This is a genomic window from Streptomyces lusitanus (assembly GCF_042647945.1).
GTDB classification, from domain to species: Bacteria; Actinomycetota; Actinomycetes; order Streptomycetales; family Streptomycetaceae; genus Streptomyces; species Streptomyces pseudogriseolus.
Genome location: NZ_JBHRWL010000004.1, coordinates 380,307 through 398,549 on the forward strand (window position 1 = coordinate 380,307; position 18,243 = coordinate 398,549).

At 72.5% G+C, this 18,243-nt stretch carries 18 protein-coding genes; 7 read left to right on the forward strand and 11 right to left on the reverse strand.

The annotated features are described in order from the left end of the window. Nucleotides 1–154: 154 nt before the first annotated feature. Nucleotides 155–1,498 carry an MFS transporter gene (locus tag ACFOSY_RS08480; protein ID WP_394306242.1) on the forward strand — a complete coding sequence of 448 codons (1,344 nt, stop codon included), beginning with the start codon at nucleotides 155–157 and terminating at the stop codon, nucleotides 1,496–1,498. A gap of 279 nt (nucleotides 1,499–1,777) precedes the next feature. Next, nucleotides 1,778–2,269, forward strand: coding sequence for a GNAT family N-acetyltransferase (locus ACFOSY_RS08485; protein WP_394306119.1), 492 nt, complete (start codon nucleotides 1,778–1,780; stop codon nucleotides 2,267–2,269). A 52-nt stretch (nucleotides 2,270–2,321) separates the two neighbouring features. Here ACFOSY_RS08485 and ACFOSY_RS08490 read toward each other — a convergent pair whose 3' ends face one another. Continuing rightward, nucleotides 2,322–2,969 carry a LysE family translocator gene (locus tag ACFOSY_RS08490; RefSeq protein ID WP_394306120.1) on the reverse strand — a complete coding sequence of 216 codons (648 nt, stop codon included), beginning with the start codon at nucleotides 2,967–2,969 and terminating at the stop codon, nucleotides 2,322–2,324. 170 nt (nucleotides 2,970–3,139) lie between these two features. Here ACFOSY_RS08490 and ACFOSY_RS08495 point away from each other — a divergent pair, with 170 nt between their 5' ends. The 3 genes from ACFOSY_RS08495 (at nucleotide 3,140) to ACFOSY_RS08505 (ending at nucleotide 6,704) form a co-directional block, all read left to right on the forward strand. Continuing rightward, complete coding sequence (locus tag ACFOSY_RS08495; RefSeq protein ID WP_394306121.1) at nucleotides 3,140–3,757, forward strand: hypothetical protein; 618 nt, start codon at nucleotides 3,140–3,142, stop codon at nucleotides 3,755–3,757. Nucleotides 3,758–4,128: 371 nt separating this feature from the next. After that, the gene (locus tag ACFOSY_RS08500) at nucleotides 4,129–4,959 is read left to right on the forward strand and encodes a hypothetical protein (protein ID WP_394306122.1); all 831 of its coding nucleotides are present in this window, start codon (nucleotides 4,129–4,131) and stop codon (nucleotides 4,957–4,959) included. Next, the gene (locus ACFOSY_RS08505; protein WP_394306123.1) at nucleotides 4,959–6,704 is read left to right on the forward strand and encodes a hypothetical protein; all 1,746 of its coding nucleotides are present in this window, start codon (nucleotides 4,959–4,961) and stop codon (nucleotides 6,702–6,704) included. The genes ACFOSY_RS08500 and ACFOSY_RS08505 overlap by 1 nt, the downstream gene beginning before the upstream one ends. A gap of 111 nt (nucleotides 6,705–6,815) precedes the next feature. Here the strand turns inward: ACFOSY_RS08505 and ACFOSY_RS08510 are convergent, their stop codons facing one another. From ACFOSY_RS08510 to ACFOSY_RS08525, 4 genes are all read right to left on the reverse strand, one after another. Then, nucleotides 6,816–7,361: a TetR/AcrR family transcriptional regulator gene (locus ACFOSY_RS08510; RefSeq protein WP_394306124.1), complete on the reverse strand. Its 546-nt coding sequence runs from the start codon at nucleotides 7,359–7,361 to the stop codon at nucleotides 6,816–6,818. 4 nt (nucleotides 7,362–7,365) lie between these two features. After that, the gene (locus ACFOSY_RS08515) at nucleotides 7,366–7,947 is read right to left on the reverse strand and encodes a sugar O-acetyltransferase (protein ID WP_394306125.1); all 582 of its coding nucleotides are present in this window, start codon (nucleotides 7,945–7,947) and stop codon (nucleotides 7,366–7,368) included. Between the two features lie 127 nt (nucleotides 7,948–8,074). After that, a complete protein-coding gene (locus tag ACFOSY_RS08520) occupies nucleotides 8,075–8,563 on the reverse strand; it encodes a DUF2267 domain-containing protein (protein ID WP_394306126.1) in 489 nt (162 codons plus the stop codon). Nucleotides 8,564–8,708: 145 nt separating this feature from the next. Then, on the reverse strand, nucleotides 8,709–9,128 hold the full coding sequence (locus ACFOSY_RS08525; RefSeq protein ID WP_394306127.1) for an Hsp20/alpha crystallin family protein: 420 nt from the start codon (nucleotides 9,126–9,128) through the stop codon (nucleotides 8,709–8,711). Between the two features lie 217 nt (nucleotides 9,129–9,345). Between ACFOSY_RS08525 and ACFOSY_RS08530 the strand changes: the two genes are divergently transcribed. Further along, on the forward strand, nucleotides 9,346–9,648 hold the full coding sequence (locus ACFOSY_RS08530) for a hypothetical protein (protein WP_031019431.1): 303 nt from the start codon (nucleotides 9,346–9,348) through the stop codon (nucleotides 9,646–9,648). Nucleotides 9,649–9,699: 51 nt separating this feature from the next. Here ACFOSY_RS08530 and ACFOSY_RS08535 read toward each other — a convergent pair whose 3' ends face one another. Then, on the reverse strand, nucleotides 9,700–11,181 hold the full coding sequence (locus tag ACFOSY_RS08535; protein WP_394306128.1) for an MFS transporter: 1,482 nt from the start codon (nucleotides 11,179–11,181) through the stop codon (nucleotides 9,700–9,702). 79 nt (nucleotides 11,182–11,260) lie between these two features. Beyond that, on the reverse strand, nucleotides 11,261–12,607 hold the full coding sequence (locus tag ACFOSY_RS08540; RefSeq protein ID WP_394306129.1) for a DUF445 domain-containing protein: 1,347 nt from the start codon (nucleotides 12,605–12,607) through the stop codon (nucleotides 11,261–11,263). A gap of 548 nt (nucleotides 12,608–13,155) precedes the next feature. Between ACFOSY_RS08540 and ACFOSY_RS08545 the strand changes: the two genes are divergently transcribed. Then, on the forward strand, nucleotides 13,156–14,454 hold the full coding sequence (locus ACFOSY_RS08545; RefSeq protein WP_394306243.1) for a GDSL-type esterase/lipase family protein: 1,299 nt from the start codon (nucleotides 13,156–13,158) through the stop codon (nucleotides 14,452–14,454). Between the two features lie 34 nt (nucleotides 14,455–14,488). Here ACFOSY_RS08545 and ACFOSY_RS08550 read toward each other — a convergent pair whose 3' ends face one another. From ACFOSY_RS08550 to ACFOSY_RS08565, 4 genes are read right to left on the reverse strand one after another with little or no spacing between them, the layout of a single operon-like run. Then, a complete protein-coding gene (locus ACFOSY_RS08550; protein WP_394306130.1) occupies nucleotides 14,489–15,373 on the reverse strand; it encodes a DUF1707 SHOCT-like domain-containing protein in 885 nt (294 codons plus the stop codon). Between the two features lie 34 nt (nucleotides 15,374–15,407). Continuing rightward, entirely contained in the window at nucleotides 15,408–16,463 is a 1,056-nt protein-coding gene (locus ACFOSY_RS08555) for an ABC transporter ATP-binding protein (RefSeq protein WP_394306131.1), read from the reverse strand. Nucleotides 16,464–16,471: 8 nt separating this feature from the next. After that, on the reverse strand, nucleotides 16,472–17,293 hold the full coding sequence (locus tag ACFOSY_RS08560; RefSeq protein WP_394306132.1) for an ABC transporter permease: 822 nt from the start codon (nucleotides 17,291–17,293) through the stop codon (nucleotides 16,472–16,474). Nucleotides 17,294–17,339: 46 nt separating this feature from the next. Next, nucleotides 17,340–18,140 carry an ABC transporter permease gene (locus tag ACFOSY_RS08565; protein WP_394306133.1) on the reverse strand — a complete coding sequence of 267 codons (801 nt, stop codon included), beginning with the start codon at nucleotides 18,138–18,140 and terminating at the stop codon, nucleotides 17,340–17,342. Nucleotides 18,141–18,243: the final 103 nt, after the last annotated feature.

Here is an 18,243-nt window from a genome sequence, read left to right on the forward strand (position 1 = left end):
ATGAACGTTCCGTCGCTCCGTGGTTGAACCGGAGCGGCACGTTCGTGCTGCTCGGAACCTCTTCTGGGCAACGGAGCACTCGGTGTTTCAAGGCATTCTCTCTTCGCGCGGGGACGGATCGTCCCCGGTGCGCGCGTGGCTGGTGCTGTGCTGCATGGCCATGCTGCAGTTCTTCATCGCGGTCGACGTGACCGTGGTCAACGTCGCCCTGCCCTCGATCGGCGCCGACTTCGGGGTCGACGGGCACGCCCTGACCTGGGTCGTGGTCGGGTACACGATCACCGGCGGCGGGCTGCTGATGCTCGGCGGGCGACTGGGCGACGTGCTCGGCAGGCGCCGCATCCTCCTGCTCGGCACCGCGCTCTTCGGTGCCGCGTCCCTGCTGGCCGGGCTCGCGCCGTCCTTCGCCGTGCTGGTGGCGGCCCGGCTGTTGCAGGGGGCCGGAGAAGCGATCGCGCTTCCGGCGGCGATGGCCGTGATCGTGCTGATGTTCCCCGAGGGGCCGCGCAGGTCGCGGGCGCTGAGCGTGTGGGCGGCCGTCGCGAGCTGTGGCCTCGTCCTCGGATTCGTGGTCTCCGGGATCGTCACCGAGCTGCTCGGCTGGCGGTGGGTCTTCCTGGTGGCCGTGCCGTTCATCCTGGTCGTGCTCGCCGCGGCGGTCCTCCTCGTGCCGGGCGAACGGCCCGCCGAGCCCGCACCGCTGGACCTTCCCGGTTCGCTCCTGCTGGTCGCGGCCCCGCTGCTGTTCACCCTCGGCGTCATCGAGGCGGGACAGGAGGACGGAACCCTGTCCTGGCTGCCGCCGGTGGCGCTGGCCGGCGCGGTGGCGGCCGGAGCCTTGTTCGTCAGGGTCGAGCGCCGTTCACGGAACCCGCTCGTGCCGCTGCGGTTCTTCCGCAACCGGCCGCGCGTCCTGGCGAACCTCGCCACCGCTCTGCCGAGCGCGGCACTGTCCACCTCGTTCCTGCTGTTCACGTACTACCTGCAGGACCGGTTGGGCGCAGGCCCGCTCCAGGCCGGTCTGACGATGCTGCCCCTGGCGGTGTGCCTGATCGTGGCCTCGGTGCTGGTTCCCCGGCTGCTCGGACGGTGGGGTGCCCGGGCCTGTGTCCTGGCCGGGATCGGCTTCACCGCGCTGGCGATGGCGGCCATCGCCCTGGTCTCCTCCCTGGGGGCCACCGGTTGGGCGATGATCCCGGCCATGACGCTCGTCGCGGCCGGGATGGGGTTCGGGATCGTCGGGCTGCAGTACGTCGCGGTGACCGGCGTGACCGAGGACGACGCCGGCATCGCCTCCGGCGTCCAGCGAGCCGCCGACCAGCTGGGCGGTTCCACCGGCATCACGCTCTACGTCGGCATCGGGTTCGCTCCCGCCCTGGTCGGCGCCGACCCGTTCCTCGCCAGCAGCTTCCTGGCCGTCGCCGGGCTCGCGGCGGCCGGGTGCGTCGCCTGGCGGATCTCCGTGCCCGCCGCGGTGACGGAGGAAACGCTCGGGTGATCCTGGGGCAGGGTGCGCCCGCCCGGCCGGCCGGCGGCCGAGCGGGCGCGTAACCCTGGCGACAGCAGGTCCACGATCATCACCGGTCGAGCAGAAGGTCACGTACCCGTCCTGCCGTCGTCTCCGAGGGGTACCTTGGAGCCCATGGAGTGCTTCGCCGCCTTTCGTACGCGTCACTGAGGGCCCCGCTCACCGGCGCCGGTTCACGGCCGGGAGCGGGCCGACCGATGCCCTTTTCCCGTACGGGCGTCCAGCCCTCAGCCCGAAAGGCACACTCCCATGCGCATCCGCGCGTTCACTCCACAGGACCTCACGGCCGTCACCGACCTGACCGTCGAGACGTTCCGGCCCTTCTACGAGGACTCCTTCCGCCCGCTGGTCGGTGAGGCCGTCTTCACCAACCAGCACGGCGACTGGCGCGACGACTACCGCCGCCAGGTCCCCGAACTTCACGCCCCCGAGCGACACCTGTACGTCGCCGTCGCCGAGGACGAGACCGACGACGGCGGCATCGCTGGATACGTGGCGTGGAGCGTCGACCCGGACCGCCGCAACGGCACCGTCAGCCACCTCGCCGTCGCGGCCGGGCACCGCCGCCACCACGTGGGCACGGCCCTGTGCGAGCACGCCTTCGCCCAGATGCGGGGCCTCGGCGCCGAGGTGGTCGAGATCGGCACCGGCGGCGACCCCTTCCACGCACCGGCCCGCGCCCTCTACGAGCGCCTCGGCTGCACCGCCCTGCCGACGGTCGTGTACTACCGGCGGCTCTGACCGGGACGGCCCGGGGCGGACACGCGTTCCGTGTCCGCCCCGGGCCTCTCCGTCACTCGGCGCGGCCCGTGAACGCCACCGACGCGCCGAGGCCGATCATGGCCAGGCCGCCGGTGCCGCCGATCGCCGCCGTCCTGCGCGGTGACCGGCCCAGCCAGTCCCGTGCGGTGGCGGCGGTCAGCCCCCAGATACCGTCGGAGAGCAGCTGCAACAGGGCGCCCGCCAGACCGAGCACCAGCATCTGCGCCGTCGCGTGACCGGCCTCGCGGTCGACGAACTGGGGCAGGACGGCGGTGAGGAACACGACGCTCTTCGGGTTCGTCACCCCGACCCAGAACCCCGCCCGGACCGAACCGGCCGTGCCGTCACCGCCCTTGACGTCCGCCGTCCGCCCGGCTACGTCCCGGCCCCGCCAACTCGCGTGCACCGCCTTCGCGCCCAGCACGATGAGATACGCGGCGCCGAGCAGCTTGATCGTGTGGAAGAGCACCGCCGACCGCTCGACGAGGCTCCCCACGCCCAGCGCGACGGCCACGACCAGGACGTATCCCCCGAGCGCATTGCCCAGCACGGACGCCAGCGCCGTCGCCCGCCCGTGGGCCAGTGCCCGTCCGACCACGAACAGCACACTCGGCCCGGGGACGGCGGACAGCAGCAGGGACATCGTGCAGAAGGCGAGCAGGTGATGGACGTCGACCATGCGCCGATCCTGGCGGGCGGCGGGCACCGCACGCCAGACGGACTTTCGACCTAGGTCGCCGGCCGTCAACCCTCATGTGTGCAGCACTAGTTCAGGTCTGGTTCTGGTCCGAAGAGCTGCCCTACGATGCGCTCATCCCATCAGGCGCAGCGGAGACTTCGGGGGAACGCATGCTGGCCGAGGAGTACGGATACCAGGTGTCACCACGGCCGGCCGCCGAGACACCCGGCGTCCGGGAGCAGGTGGAACAGCAGAGGAAGACCGCGAGCCGCCTGCAGTGGTCGGGGACCGCGTTCGCCCTCGTCGTCGTCGCGGTCATGGGCGCGATGCTGAAGACGCCCTCCATCGTGCTCGCCGTGGCAGGTGCGGTTCTCCTGGGCACGGCGTCCGGCTATGTCTGGAACGTACGGATGAAACCCACCCAGCTGCTGCGCCTTCTGGAGACCAGCCGTTGGCAGGTGTGGCCGTGCCGGCTCGAAGAGGTCGAGGGCAAGGTGCTCGAGCGCCGTCTGGTGCTGCTGGCACCGGACAGGAGCGTTGCCGCGGTCTTCCGGGGACAGGTCCCGCACCGAGTGTGGATGGAGATGACCGACGGACGGGGGGTGCTGTGGATCGCCGGTGATCTGCGGTTCCCGGCAGTCGCCGCCGTCCCCGGTGGTGAGCCGCTGTGGAACATCACCCCGGAGAAGGCCTCGCAGCGGCCGCAGGGACCCACGGGCAGCGACATCGCCTTCGACGCGCTCGTCTCCGAAGCCCGTTCCGCCGTCGTCTGGAACATGTGGAGCTGACACCGCTCCCCTCGTTCCTCCCCCGTGACCCTCCCCGCCCTCACGGCCACCGCACGTGCGTTCCATAACGGTGCGATATCCAACAACTGGCTTGCGTGGGAACGGACTTGCTACGGGGCAACCTGATGCTGCGTGCGTGATGCACATACCGACGTGATCTCGTGGAGGCCTCCTTGTCGGGTGCAGCAGGTGGAACAGGTGGATTACCCGCGCCGCGTCCCGATCCGCCGCAGCCGGACCCGCAGCCGGGTCCGCAACCCGATCCGCCGGTTCCGGACCCGGCGCCGGGACCGCCGGCGGACCCGCACCCCGGGCCTCCGGACCCCGCCCCGCCGTCAGGCCCGGGGCCCGTACGGCGCCGACTCAGGCACGTGGTCACGTTCTTCACCGGCACCGAGCACCGGACGGCCGCCTGGAGCTTCCTCGTCGGCGTGCTCTCCGCCCTGGTGGCCGTGGTCACCCTGGTCGTGGACGTCTGGGGCCCGGACGACGGCGGTTCCGCGGCACAGCCGGCCGCGGGCTCCTCGTCGGCGTCCCCCTCGCCGAGCGAGCCGGACCTGTACGTGACGGCCGTTTCCGCTCCCGACGACTCGGCCTGCATGGCGCTCGCGGACCCTCCGACATCCCTGGCCGACCGCGCGGAACTGGCGGCGGCCGACAGCGGCCCCTTCGAACTCGCCGAGCGACACGGCGGCGCCATGGTCGGGCAGTCGGTCATCGACATCACGCTCCAGGGCGGTCGGCGGGGGCTGACGGTCAATTCGATCGACGTCATGCCCCGCACGCCTGAGGTGGCGCCTCCCTACGACGGGGTGCTGCTGTGCTCGGGCGGTCAGGGCGAGGCGGCCAAGATCGAGCTTGCGGCGGACATGGACGCTCCGGCTCCCTATCTGTACAAGGAGGGTTCTCCGTCCGTTCGGCACTTCGCCGGGCACACGATCACGCTGGCGCCCCAGGAACAGGTCGCCGTCAAGGCCACGTTCCTGGCGAACGAGGGGTACCGGGAGTTCGATCTCGTCGTCCGGTACACCGTCGACGGCAAGCGCAGGTCACTGGCCGTTCAGCCGCCGAGCGGCGACGCGTACGCGGTGACGGCTCCCAGCAGCACCTACGACCTCGGCTATCTCTACATGGTGACCGGCAGCAGCCGGATGAGCGCCCGGGAGATGTGCGACGCCTCAGGAGCGAAGGAGGAGTGCTGATGCGGCGTCGTGCCCCGCTGTTCCTGCTCGCGTTCTGCGTCCTCGTGGGCGCAGGCCTGTCCGGGGACGACGGCGGCACCACCGGCACGCCCCCTCCGCCCGTCACCGACGATGCGCTCGTCTGGGAGCCCGAGTGGACCGTCTTCCGTAAAGCAGAGGGGTATTACACCGGCTGGGGGCCCCAGTATCCGCCCGTGGAGCTGGGCCCCGACCGGACACTGACGGTGCGCCGGACGGACGCCGTGGACATGTTCGACACCGCCACCGGTCGCCTCATCACCACGATGAACACCCCCCAGGGCGCCTATCCTCCCGAGGCGTTCCGAGTGGGCGACCTGCTCTTCGAGTACCGGGCCGCCGACGTCTACGGATGGCCGGACGACGGCATGGCTCAGGGGGGTGCCCTGAGCGCGTACGACGGGTCCTCCGGCCGGCTGCTCTGGCAGCAGCGGGGGCCGGTGGACCGCTTCCTGCTCGCGGGCGGAAGAAGCATGGCCGATGTCGAGTACTCCCCGCCCTCCGGCCTCGCCCTCACCGAGAAAGGTGTCGTAGCGATCCAGGGGGCGTGGTCGGCCGGCCAGGACGCGTGGACCGGACGGAACACATGGACGCGGGAGGAACAGGAGACACGGTGCCGCGAGGGCCGGCCACGGCTCGCCTACGCGGTCACCCGGCGTCACGTGCTCATGCTGCGGGAGTGCGCGGGCGAGCAGACCGTGCTCGAGGCCATCGACCCGGAAACGGGCCGTGCCGCCTGGCAGCGAAAATTCGGGGAGCTGGAGGATGCGGCCCTCTCGGTCGGCGCGGAACTCATCGGTGTCAACGGAACCAGCGAGGGAGTCCGTGGCCGGCGCACGATCAGTGTCCTGGACGAGACGGGCAGGCGACTGGCCACGACGAAGGTCGGCCTTCCGGCATCGCGGCCGCACGACCTGACGATGATCGGGAGATCGGGGAACACCCTGCTTCTCCATCTCGGGGACGCCGTCCACACCGTGCCTGTCGGCGGCGGCACAGCCTCGCGGAGGGACACCCTCGACGATTTGGGAATCCCGCAGGTACTGGCGGACGGGACGCTCGTCTCCGTTCAGACCTGGGCGGACAGTCCCTACTCCGTCGTCGGGCTCGGCCGCCCGGTCGAGAGCGTGATTCACGATGTCACCGGCAGGCGACGGGTGCTGCCCGTCCCCGGCGGAGGGGAGGTCGTGGGTCTCTCAGGGGACGTGTTGATCACTCAGAGGGAGATGCGTGACGGGAATCTGTTCAGTGGTCTACGGCTGAAGCACCGGCGCTCGGCGAACCCGTCCCTGGGAGGCGTGCCGCCCTCGGACTGGCCCGATGCCTGCACCCTCCTGTCGAACCGCGCGCTCGCCGCGGTCGGACCCGGCTACGTGCGCTTGCCCGTACGCGACAGTCGCGAAGTGTTCGGCGTGCAGCTCCCCCGCCCGTCCGCGTGCCGGTTCGCCACGCCGTCGGCTAACCAGCAGGAGATCTTCGACGTCCGTGTGCAGTGGGTGGCCGGTGACCCGCTGACCGCCGGCCGGCTCGTCGAGGTCGACCTGCCGTGGGCCGACCCGACCGGCTCGCTACGCGTCCTCGAGCCCCGCACGTATCTGTACCGGCCGGGAGTCGCAGGCGAGAAGGACGTCGACTCCGCGGTGATCAAGGTCATGGGCAGACACATCCTGATGGTCACCGGACGCGACGCTGACCTGCTCGTACGCGTCGCCGCCCGTCTCCGGTAGGTCGGTGACACCGCCCGGGCCTGAGAGCGGCACCGGAGATCACCCTCCCCCGGTCACCGCGTCACGACTGCTGGGGACCACGGGCGACGCCCACCGCCGCTGCCTGCGGGATCAGGGCGCCGCGGTGACCCGTTCGACCGCCTCCCGCGTCACCGACCGTTCCGGCGGATCGTCGTCCAGGGCTCGGTGGAGGGTGAGGCCCTCGATCAGGGCGTCCAGGTGGCGGGCCGTGTCCGGCGGGAAGTGCGCTTCCAGCAGGGCGCGGCTGCGGCGCATCCAGCGGGCGCACAGGGCGCGGTACGGCTCCCGGCGGGCCGCCAGCGTGTACAGCTCCTGGACGAGGATCAGGTCGCGGCGCGGGCCGCCGGAGAGGGTGTGGACGAGGTCGGTGACCGCCTCGCGCGCCTCCTCCGGGGTGGTGGCGCCCGCGAGGTGCTGTTCGAAGACGCCGACCACGTGGTCGGCGTACCCGGTGAACGCCTCGAGGAGCAGCTCGTCGATGCCGGTGAAGTGGTACGTCATCGAGCCGAGCGGGACCCCGGCGCGGGCGGCGATCTTGCGGTGGGATACGCCGGCGACGCCCTCCTCGGCGATCAGGTCGAGCGCCGCCGCGAGGATCCGTTCGCGGCGGCGGGGGTCGGCGTGTCCGGTGGCCATGCGCTCAGAGGGAGCGGACCGGGCGGGCCGGGTTGCCGACCGCCACGACGTTCGCGGGGATGTCCTTGGTGACGACCGCGCCGGCGCCGATCACCGAGTTGTCGCCGATCGTCACGCCGGGGCAGACGATCGCGCCGCCGCCGAGCCAGACGTTGTCGCCGATGGTGATGGGCCGCGCCGCCTCCAGCTTGTCGCGGCGGGGCCCCGGCTCCACCGGGTGGGTGGGCGTGAGGAGCTGGACGTTCGGGCCGATCTGGCAGTCCTCGCCGATGGTGATGGCGGCGACGTCCAGCGCGGTGAGGTGGTAGTTGACGAAGGTTCGGGCGCCGATGCTGATGTTGCTGCCGTAGTCGACGTAGAGCGGGGGGCGGATCTCCACGTCCTCGCCGACCGAGCCGAGGAGTTCGGCCAGGACCGCCTGGGCCTGGACCCGCTCGTCCAGGTACGTGGCCTGGTAGCGGGCGGCGAGCCGCATGGCGCGCTCCTGCCGGCGGCCGATCTCCGGGTCGTCGGCGATGTAGAGGTCGCCGGCGAGCATCCGCTCCAGGTTCGTCCGCGGATCGCCCGCGAAGTGGTCCGTCGTCATGCGTACGATCGTACGCTCTCGTCGCCCGGAGGGTACGGGCGTACGTTCCCGGCGCACGACGGCGCCCCCGCGCCGGGTGCGGTGCGGGGGGCGCCTGTCGGTGAGGAGGGGGAGCCGCGGCGGGTCGTCACGCCGCCGGTGGCAGCTCCACGCGGCCGAACAGCAGGGCGTAGCCGGGCGGGAGCTGGTCCAGGATGCGCGTCACCAGCTCGTCGCCCACCAGCGGCGGCAGCACGCTGAGCACGGAGCTGACGTCCCAGCGGGCCGTGGCCGGTGTCGCGCCCTCGATGCGGGCCGCCACCGAGTCGACGAACTCGGCCGCCGTCAGCCGGCGGGTCGCCGGTATCTGCGAGGCGACCACCCGCGCGGCCTCCTCGGGCAGGGCGCGGGCCAGGTCGACGCGCTCGTCCCCGACGACGTGGCCGCCCAGGGCTGACAGGACGACGCGGGTGACGCTCTCCGCCTCCGCCCGCGTCCTGTACTGCCCGGCCTCCCGTACGGCGTCGACGAGGTCACGCCAGGCGGGGTCCTGCGCCGGGCGCGGCTCGGGCGCCGCCGGGGCGACGGCGCCTGCCGGGCGCGGGGGCACGGGCTTGTGCGGCGTCATCGTGGTCATCCGAAGCTCCTCTCCTGCTGCGGTATGCGGTTCTGGAAGGGGTTCCGATCGTCCGGTGTCGCATCGCCCGCCGGGGGCGTACGACGGCGCGTGGACGCGTCCCGCGGGAAGGGGAGCCGCGGGACGCGTGGAAGGGGCGGGCCGGTCAGCCGGTGAGCTGCTTGCGGTCGCCGCCCGTGATCTGGATGCGGCGCGGCTTGGCCGCTTCGGCCACCGGGATGCGCAGGGTCAGGACGCCGGCGTCGTACGTGGCGTCGATGCGCTCGGTGTCCAGGGTGTCGCCGAGGAACAGCTGCCGCGTGAACTCGCCGGTCGGACGTTCGGCGATCACCATGTCCGCGTCCTCGGGGGCCGGCGAACGGCGCTCGGCGCGGACGCGCAGGACGTTGCGCTCGACGTCCAGCTCGATGGTCTCCGGGTCGATGCCGGGGATGTCGACGTGGACGATGACGTCGTCCCCCGCCCGGTAGGCGTCCATCGGCATCGCCGAGGTGCGGGCGGCCGGGTCGAGGATCTGCCGCGTCAGCCGGTCGAACTCGGCGAACGGGTCGGTACGCATGAGCATCACAGTCCACTCCTTTCGTGGTGAGGTCGTCTGTGCGATGCCCTACGGATCACTTCCTTATATAACTCACCCGCTGGAAAGTTGACAACCCTCGACTCAGCTTCGGGCGGGCGGCTGCTCCGGGGCTGGTGGGAGAGGGCTCCGCCGGGCGGGTTAGCCTCGGAGATCCGTGATTTCCCGCGCCCCGCGCGGGGCGCAGTGGCAGGAGGCAGCAGGCATGGCGAAGGTTCCCAGTTCGGTCGTGGCCGCGAGCGGGCTCGTCGGCGGGTACGGCGTGGCCCGCTGGACCCGTAAGCGGCAGCTCGGCGGGGTCGTGCTGGCCGCCGCCGGGGTCGCCGCCGCCCAGCAGTGGCGCGCGCGTGCGGGCGGCACGGCGGCCGGTGTGCTGTCGGCCGCGTACGTGGCCGCCTTCGCCGGGTCGCACCCGCTGGCGAAGAAGGTCGGCGCCTGGCCGGCCGTGTTCTCGGTGGCCGGCGCGGTCGCCCTCGCCTCGTGGGCGGTGGCCGACCGGCGGGGCTGAGAGCGTCAGGGGCCCGGCCCGTCGCGGACGTCCGGCGATCTCCGGGGGCGTTCAGGGACGGGCCGCCGCCCCCTGCGGTCCGGTCGCCGCCGACAGCGGTGCGGCGATGTCCTCCAGGGACCGCCGCTCCGCCTTCACCGCGAGCAGCGCCGCGACGATCCCCGCCGCGACCATCAGGCCCGCGCCGATCTGGAACGCGAGCACCGTGTCGCCGACCTTGCCCGTGCCGGTCAGCTCGGCGAACAGCAGCGGGCCGCTGATGCCTCCGGCGGCGGTGCCGAGGGCGTAGAAGAAGGCGATGGACATCGCCCTGGTCTCCATCGGGAAGATCTCCGAGACCGTGAGGTAGGCGCTGGAGGCGCCGGCCGAGGCGAAGAACAGCACCACGCACCAGCACGCCGTCATCGTCGCCGCGGTCAGCGACCCGCGGTCGAACAGCCACGCCGTGCCGAACAGCAGCGCGCCCGACAGCACGTACGTACCGGAGATCATGATCCGCCGGCCGACCGTGTCGAACAGCTTGCCCAGCAGCAGCGGGCCGAGGAAGTTGCCGGCCGCGATCACCGCGAAGTAGTAGCCGGTGTTCCCGGACGGCACGTCGAAGAACTGGGTGAGGATCGCGCCGAAGCCGAAGGTGATCGCGTTGTAGAGGAACGCCTGGCCGATGAACAGGGCGAAGCCGAGGGTGGAGCGCCTGCGGTAGCGGCCGAAGACGGTCCGGGCGATCTCGGTGAACGTGGTGCCGGAGCGCTGGTGGATCGTCATCTCGTGCTCGGCGGGCGGCAGTTCCTTGCCGCCGTCGGCCGTGACGCGTTCCTCGACACCGCCGACGATCCGCTCCGCCTCCTCGTCCCGGCCGTGGATCAGCAGCCAGCGCGGGCTCTCCGGGACGTGCCGCCGTACGAGCAGGATCACCAGGGCGAGGACCGCGCCCAGCGCGAAGGTGAGACGCCAGCCGACGTTCGCCGGGAAGATCGAGGTGTCCAGGGCGACGATGGACAGCAGCGCGCCGGCGACCGCGCCCAGCCAGTAGCTGCCGTTGATCAGCAAATCCACGCGTCCCCGGTACCGGGCGGGGATCAGCTCGTCGATCGCGGAGTTGATGGCCGCGTACTCGCCGCCGATGCCGAAGCCGGTGAGGAAGCGGAAGAGGAAGAACCACCAGGTGTCGAAGGACAGCGCGGTCAGGGCCGTCGCGGCCAGGTACACGGCCAGCGTGATCAGGAACAGCTTCTTGCGGCCGTAGACGTCGGTGAGCCGGCCCCAGAAGAGGGCGCCCAGGCAGGCGCCCGTGACGTAGAGGGCGGCGCCGATGCCGGTGACCTCGCCGGAGGTGATGGGCAGTCCGCTGCCGGGCTCCGACAGCCGGGCCGCGATGTTCCCGACGATGGTGACTTCCATCCCGTCGAGGATCCACACGGTGCCCAGGCCGATGACGACGGACCAGTGCCAGCGGGACCACGGAAGGCGGTCGAGTCGGGCGGGAATTCTGGTGGTGATGGTGCGTCCGGTGCCGGACTGCGCGGTGGCCATGGGCTCCCTCCTCGGCGAAGTGAACCTCGTGTGCCCCGTGCCCGCCGGTTTCACGCCCCGGCCCGCGCGCCCGTACGCGCTACGCGCCCAGCGCCCGCGAGATCGTGTAGATCAGCAGGCCCGCGAGCGAGCCGACCACCGTGCCGTTGATGCGGATGAACTGGAGGTCGCGGCCGATGTTGGCCTCGATCTTCTTCGTCGTGTGCTCCGCGTCCCAGCTCGCCACCGTGTCCGTGATCAGGGACGTGATCTCCTTGCGGTAGGTCGTCACCACGTACACCGCGGCGCTCTCCAGCCAGCCGTCGACCTTGCCCTGGAGTTTCGGGTCCAGCGACATGCGGGCGCCCAGCGACAGCAGCGACGCCCGCAGGCGCAGCCGCAGCTCGCTGCGCTCGTCCTCCGCCGCCGAGACGATCATGCCCCGTACGGCCGTCCAGGCGGACGCGATCAGGTCCTGCACCTCGCTGCGGCCCAGGATGTCGCCCTTGAGGCGCTCCACGCGGGCGCGGGTGTCCGTGTCGGACTGGAGGTCGGTCGCGAAGTCCGTGAGGAAGCGGTCCAGGGCGCCGCGCGCGGGGTGGCCCGGCATGTCCCGCATCTCCGTGACGAACCGCAGCAGCTCCTTGTAGACGCGCTCACCGACCTTGCGGTCCACGAACTTGGGCGTCCAGCCGGGGGCGCCGCCGTGCACAGCGTCCATCACGGTGTCGTTGTGCAGCACCAGCCAGTCGTGGGCGCGGGCGACGACCACGTCCACCGCACGTTTGTGGCCGCCGTCGGCGACGATCCGCTCCAGCATCTTGCCCATGCCGGGCGCGATCTCCTGGGTGTTGGCGCGGCGGGTGATGGCCTCCCCGACGACCGCCTGCACGTCGGAGTCGCGCAGCACCGTCAGCGCGCCGCGCAGGGCCGCGGACACCTCGGCGGTGACCCGGTCGGCGTGCTCGGGGACGGCGAGCCAGGCGCCGAGGCGGCTGCCGATGCCGACGGCGCGGAGCCGTCCGCGGACGACGTCCTCGGAGAGGAAGTTCTCCCCGACGAAGTCGCCGAGGGCCGTGCCGAGCTGGTCCTTCTTGGTCGGGATGATCGCGGTGTGCGGGATGGGCAGGCCCAGCGGGTGCCGGAACAGCGCGGTGACGGCGAACCAGTCGGCCAGCGCGCCCACCATGCCCGCCTCCGCCGCCGCGGCGACGTAGCCCGCCCAGGCGCCGGCGCCCTGGTGGGACGCCCATTTGGCGAGGACGTAGACGAGGGCGACGAACAGCAGCAGGGCGGTGGCGGTGAGCTTCATGCGGCGCACGCCGCGCTGCTTCTCCTCGTCCGCGGGGCTGAACGTGGTCATCGCGCGGTTCGTGGCGGGCGCCGCGCGGGCATGCTGCTCGGCGGCGTCCCGGTCCTCGGTGTCTGCCGTCTCAGTCCGTTCCATCCGCTCCACCCGTTCGGTGATCCCTCACACATTGTCCCTTCCTGACCGACTCCTGGAACGGAACAGGAGTTCCCGGCGTCTGTCGGTGGGGGGATTGTCCAGGGACGTCACCTAGGGGTACCCCGGGCGCCGCCCGGCCACCCCGGCCCGCCGGGAAGCACCACCCGAAGGCGGGGTCGGGGGCGCGTGCGGGGTCGGCTCCGGGCCGGGTCCGGGGTCAAGTCCGGGTCCGAATCCGGGTCCGGTCCGAATCCGGTCCGGGTCCGGTCCGGGTCCGGTCCGGGTCCGGGTCCGGGTCCGGTCCGGGTCCGGGTCCGGGTCCGGGTCCGGGTCCGGGTCCGCCCGGATGATCTTCGGCCGTGTCCCGCACCCGGCCTCCCCCGCCCTGACCCACGATGGTGCGACGCACGGAGCCGCCCGCGGCTCCCGCTTCCCGAGGAGAACAGCACAGCATGACCCGTGACGGGGACACGGCGGCGCCGCCCCGCGCACCGGAGCCCCCCTCCCCGCAAGGCCGGCCCGGACGGTACTCCGCGCTGCTGGCCGCGATGCTCGCCGCCGTGCTCGCCGTGAGCGCCGTGATCTTCGTCGGGGTGTCCGCCGACGGTCTGTACGGGCGGGACACCCCCGTCCGGGACGGCGGTGGGGCCGGCAATCCCGTCGCTCCCGCCTCCGCCGGGGCCTGGGTCACCGCCTGGGCGGCCGCGCCGGGTGGTGGTGAGCCCGGGACGGAGGGCGGCGGGCTCACGGGGCTGTCCGTGCGGAACGTCGTGCACACCAGTGCCGGCGGCACCCGCGCCCGCGTCACGCTGTCCAACCTCTACGGCCGCGCCCCGCTCACCCTCACGCACGCCTCGCTCGCCGTCTCCGCCGACCCGGACACGGCCGCCGCGCTCGCGGAGACCATGCGCCCCCTCACCTTCGCCGGGCACCCCACGGTCGTCGTCCCGGCCGGCGGGCAGGTGGTCAGCGACGCCGTGCGCGTCCGCATCCCGCGCGACGCGCACGTGCTGATCAGCACGTACTCCCCCGTCCCGTCCGGGCCGGTCACGTACCACAAGCACGCCCGGCAGATCTCCTGGGTCGCCGACGGCGAGCACACGGCCGACACCACCGGGGCGCCCTACGACGGGCAGAGCACCGTCTGGCGGTACGTGACCGCGCTGGACGTGCTGAGCGACGACTCCGAGGGCACGGTCGTCGTCCTCGGCGACTCCCTCACCGACGGCATCTCCGCCACCGTCGGCGCCGACGCCCGCTGGCCCGACGTGCTGTCCGACCGGCTGCGCACCGCGCTTACGTCCGGACGGGACCTCCCCCACTACAGCGTCGTCAACGCCGGACTCAGCGGGAACCGCGTGCTCGCCGACGGGCCCGGCCGCCCGCCCCGCAACCCCAGCGCCCTGCGCCGCTTCGGCCGGGACGTGCTGGGCCGGGCGAACGTCCGGGTCGTGGTCGTCGTGCTGGGCGTCAACGACATCCTCCGCGCGCCGGACACCGCCGACCCGGACCGGATCGTCGGCGGGCTGACGGCCCTCACGGAGCGCGCGCACGCGCGCGGGCTGAAGGTCGTCGGGGCGACGCTCATGCCGTACCGGGGGCACCACGGGTACACCGCGTACGGCGAGGACGTACGACAGCGGGTCAACGCGCAGATCCGCGACGGCGGCGTGTTCGACGAGGTCGTGGACTTCGACGAGGCGGTGCGGGACGCGTACGACCCGCGCCGCTTCCGGGCCGGGTACGACTCCGGGGACGGGCTGCACCCCAGCGACGCGGGCTACGCGCGCATGGCGGAGGCGTTCGAGCTGGAGGCGCTCAAGGGCGGGGCGCCCGCCCGGCTCTGACAACCAGCGGGCCGGCGGACGGGGGGCGATCCCCTCAGTCGTCCTCGGGCCGCCGCTCGTGCTGCTTGCGCGGACCGTGCAGGTCCAGCGGGTCGTGCAGGTTCAGCGGGTCGTGCAGGTTCAGCGGGTCGTGCGGACGGCGGGACGCCTCCAGCTCCCGCCGGTGCCGCTCGGCGCTGTCCAGGTGCTCCCGCCGCTGCTCCTCCGCCCGCTCCAGGTGCTCCCGCCGCCGCTCCTCCTTGAGCGCCTGCTTCTCCCGGCGGCGCTCCTCCCGCAGCCGCTGCCGCTCCGCGCGGGGCAGCTTGCGCTGCACGCCGACCCCGCCCCAGAAGGCGAACCCGGTGACGATCACGCGCGGGGCGCCCGGCTCGGGCGGCACGCCCTCCTCGCGGTGGTCGAAGCCGCCCATGACGCCGATGCCGCGCACCACGACCTCCACGCCCGGCGGCACGATCACGTCGATGCCGCCCATGATCGCGACGGCGTTCACGACGACCTCCCGGTCCGCGAAGTTCGCCTCGCGCAGGTCGATCTCGCCGCCGCCCCAGAAGGCGAACGCGTTGAAGCGCCGGGGCGCCGTCCACCGGCCCTTGCGCTGGAAGCCGCTCATCACGGCGACCGCCCAGGTCGACGTCCCCGAGTCGTCGCCGCCGACGATGCGGCCCGCCCAACCGCCGCCCGCCACCGGGTCCTTCGTCAGCGACACGGCGGGCGCGACCGTCGCACCCGACGCGGGCAGGTCGCGGGTGAGGGGCGCCAGCTCCCCGTAGGTGCGCGCCCGGTACACGGCGTCCAGCCGCTCCTGGAACTCCTCCATGTCCAGGCGGCCCTCGGCGAGGGCCTCCCGGAGGACTTCGGCGACCTGCTCGCGGTCGGCGTCGGAGGCGCGAAGGTCCGGTGCGGGTGCGTCGTCGGTCATACCCAGCAGCCTACGAGTTGTCCCCGTCACAGGGCTACGAGGACTGCGTGGGCGTCCGCCCGGCCCGCTCCGCGTACATCTTCGCGATGACCGCCTCGATGTCGGGCTCCCGCACCGACAGGTCGACCAGCGGACAGCGCTCGGCGATCCGCGCGACCAGCCCGGCCGCCGACTCCGACGCGGGGAACGCCACCCACTGCCGGGGCCCGTCCACCCGCACCACCCGGGCGGGCGCGGGCACCTCCACCGGCGGGCACTCCCGCTCCAGGTCCACCACCAGCGTCCGCTCGCTCTCCCCCACCTCGTGCAGCCCGGCGAGCCCCCCGTCGTACACCAGGCGGCCGTGGTCGATGACCATCACGCGGGAGCAGACCTGCTCGATGTCCTGAAGGTCGTGCGTGGTCAGCAGCACCGTCGTGGAACGCTCGGCGTTCACCTGCCGCAGGAACTCCCGCACCCGCGTCTTGGAGACGACGTCCAGGCCGATCGTCGGCTCGTCCAGGTACAGCACCTCCGGGTCGTGCAGCAGCGCCGCCGCGATGTCCCCGCGCATCCGCTGCCCCAGCGACAGCTGCCGCACCGGCACCTCCAACAACTCGCCCAGGTCGAGCAGTTCGACCAGGCGGCCGAGGTTCTCCCGGTACCGGCCGTCGGGGATGCGGTACATGCGGTGCATCAGCTTGTACGAGTCGATCAGCGGCAGGTCCCACCACAGCGTGGTGCGCTGCCCGAACACCACCCCGATGCGGTGCGCCAGCCGGGTCCGCTCCCGCGACGGGTCGATCCCGGCGACCCGCAGCCGGCCGCCGCTCGGGGTGAGGATGCCCGTCAGCATCTTGATCGTCGTCGACTTCCCCGCGCCGTTCGGCCCGATGTAGCCGACCATCTCGCCGCGCGCCACCGTGAAGGACAGCGAGTCCACGGCCCGCACCTGGTGCCGCTCCCGCCGCAGCAGCCCCTTGCGCCTGCGCACGTCGAAGACCTTCTCGACCCGGTCCAGCGCGATGAACGCCTCCGGTTTCCCGCCGGTCCCCGGTTCTCCGCCGGCCTCCGGTTCTCCGCCGGTCCCCGGTTCGGCTGTCGTGTCCATCCGCCCTCTCAACTCCCCACACTCCTGTACGACCTGAGGCCCGTCCGCCAGGCCAGCCCCGCCAGCGCGCAGCACCCCGCCGCCACCAGCGGCGACGCGAACGCCGTCCACCCCGGCAGCGCCAGCGGGTACGGGCGCCCCAGCACGTGCGCGGCGGGCACCCAGTTGACGAAGGCGAGCGGCAGCACGAACGTCACCCCGCGCACCAGGTCCTTCCCGAACACCGACGGCGGATACTGGAGCATCGTCGTCCCGCCGTACGTGAACGCGTTCTGCACCTCGGCCGCGTCCTGCGCGTAGATCTGGAACGCGGCGCCCGCCACGAACACCGCCACGAAGATCGCCGCACCGGACACCACCATCAGCGGCACCAGCAGCGCCTTCGCCACCGTCCAGTCGATGTCCGCCGCCACCAGCGACCAGCCCAGCACCGCCCCGCCCTGCACGAACCGGCCCAGCCGGCGCAGCGAGAACCGGTCCCCGCCGACCTGCGCGAGCACCGGCACCGGACGCACCAGCAGCACGTCGAAGGAGCCGTCCCGGATCCGCTGACCGAGATGCGGCATCGACCCGGCCGCCAGATGCGCGAGCCCGAACGACGTCACCGACGCCCCGTACAGGAACGCCACCTCCGGCAGCGACCAGCCGGCCAGCGAGTCGACCTGCGAGAACATCAGCAGGATTCCGGCGAAGTCCATTCCGGTCATCACCAGGTTGCCGAACAGCGTGACCACGAACGACACCCGGTAGGTCATCCCGGACCGCACCCACATCCCGGCGATCATCCGGTAGGCCCGCAGGCCCTCCACCACCCCGGCGCGCTCAGCCATCCCGGCACGCCCGGCCATTCCGGCACGCTCAGCCACTCCGGCACGCTCAGCCACCCTGCACCACCACCCGTCGCGTGGCCGCCGACTGCACCAGCCGGCCCGCCGCGAGCAGCACCACCGCCCACATCGCCTGGAAGGCGCACGCCCCCGCCACGCCCGTCTCCCCCATCAGCACGTCCGCCGGGACCTGGAGCTGCGCCGCCCACGGCAGCGCCCGCACCACGTCGCCGAACCCGCCCGGGAAGGCGTTCAGCGGCAGCACCATGCCGGAGAAGAACACCCCGCAGATCATCATCACCTGGTTGACACCCGTACCGTCCAGCAGCCAGAACACGCTCAGCGCCACCAGGTAGCGGATGCCGAAGCTCACCAGGGCCGCCAGCGCCAGCGCCACCGCGAACCACGCCCAGGAGTCGAACCGCGAGGGCAGCGCCGTCGGGAAGAACAGCCCGCCCACCAGGAACGGCACCACCCCGCGCCCCAGCAGCTGGAACGCCGCCCGGCCCAGGTCGCTCGCCAGCCACCACAGCTGGAGATCCGCCGGCCGGTACAGGTCCACCGCGATCTCACCGGTGCGGATGCGCTCCATCAGCTCGGACTCGACGCCGCCGCCCTGCAGCGCCAGCGCCGCGAACAGGCACTGGCCCAGCCACACGTACGTCACCGCCTGCGCCTGGTCGTACCCGCCGAGGTCCGGACGCTCGTCCCACAGCGCCAGATACGTGTAGACGAGGATCAGCCCGAACACCGTGTTGGTGAACACCCCGGCCGCGGTCGCCGCCCGGTACGACGCGTACCGCCGGAAGCCCCGGGCCGCCACGGCCAGGTACAACCGTGCCGAACCCACCCTTTCCTCCCCTTCCCGCCATGGACACCGAAGCGCAGGAGCCTAGTACGCGCGACGAAGAGGCCGCCACGGGTTTTCCGGGCCGCCCGCCGGTCCCCGCACG

What these genes read in the sequence shown, in the direction of transcription:
- ACFOSY_RS08520 (WP_394306126.1), bottom strand. Translation starts at nt 8,563, where the DNA reads ATGACCACGATGACGCCGCACAAGCCCGTGCCCCCGCGCCCGGCAGGC.
- ACFOSY_RS08560 (WP_394306132.1), bottom strand. Translation starts at nt 17,293, where the DNA reads ATGGCTGAGCGCGCCGGGGTGGTGGAGGGCCTGCGGGCCTACCGGATG.
- ACFOSY_RS08490 (WP_394306120.1), bottom strand. Translation starts at nt 2,969, where the DNA reads ATGGTCGACGTCCATCACCTGCTCGCCTTCTGCACGATGTCCCTGCTG.
- ACFOSY_RS08555 (WP_394306131.1), bottom strand. Translation starts at nt 16,463, where the DNA reads ATGGACACGACAGCCGAACCGGGGACCGGCGGAGAACCGGAGGCCGGC.
- ACFOSY_RS08505 (WP_394306123.1), top strand. Translation starts at nt 4,959, where the DNA reads ATGCGGCGTCGTGCCCCGCTGTTCCTGCTCGCGTTCTGCGTCCTCGTG.
- ACFOSY_RS08530 (WP_031019431.1), top strand. Translation starts at nt 9,346, where the DNA reads ATGGCGAAGGTTCCCAGTTCGGTCGTGGCCGCGAGCGGGCTCGTCGGC.
- ACFOSY_RS08545 (WP_394306243.1), top strand. Translation starts at nt 13,156, where the DNA reads ATGCTCGCCGCCGTGCTCGCCGTGAGCGCCGTGATCTTCGTCGGGGTG.
- ACFOSY_RS08485 (WP_394306119.1), top strand. Translation starts at nt 1,778, where the DNA reads ATGCGCATCCGCGCGTTCACTCCACAGGACCTCACGGCCGTCACCGAC.
- ACFOSY_RS08525 (WP_394306127.1), bottom strand. Translation starts at nt 9,128, where the DNA reads ATGCTCATGCGTACCGACCCGTTCGCCGAGTTCGACCGGCTGACGCGG.
- ACFOSY_RS08480 (WP_394306242.1), top strand. Translation starts at nt 155, where the DNA reads ATGGCCATGCTGCAGTTCTTCATCGCGGTCGACGTGACCGTGGTCAAC.
- ACFOSY_RS08535 (WP_394306128.1), bottom strand. Translation starts at nt 11,181, where the DNA reads ATGGCCACCGCGCAGTCCGGCACCGGACGCACCATCACCACCAGAATT.
- ACFOSY_RS08495 (WP_394306121.1), top strand. Translation starts at nt 3,140, where the DNA reads ATGCTGGCCGAGGAGTACGGATACCAGGTGTCACCACGGCCGGCCGCC.
- ACFOSY_RS08515 (WP_394306125.1), bottom strand. Translation starts at nt 7,947, where the DNA reads ATGACGACGGACCACTTCGCGGGCGATCCGCGGACGAACCTGGAGCGG.
- ACFOSY_RS08540 (WP_394306129.1), bottom strand. Translation starts at nt 12,607, where the DNA reads ATGGAACGGACTGAGACGGCAGACACCGAGGACCGGGACGCCGCCGAG.
- ACFOSY_RS08550 (WP_394306130.1), bottom strand. Translation starts at nt 15,373, where the DNA reads ATGACCGACGACGCACCCGCACCGGACCTTCGCGCCTCCGACGCCGAC.
- ACFOSY_RS08510 (WP_394306124.1), bottom strand. Translation starts at nt 7,361, where the DNA reads ATGGCCACCGGACACGCCGACCCCCGCCGCCGCGAACGGATCCTCGCG.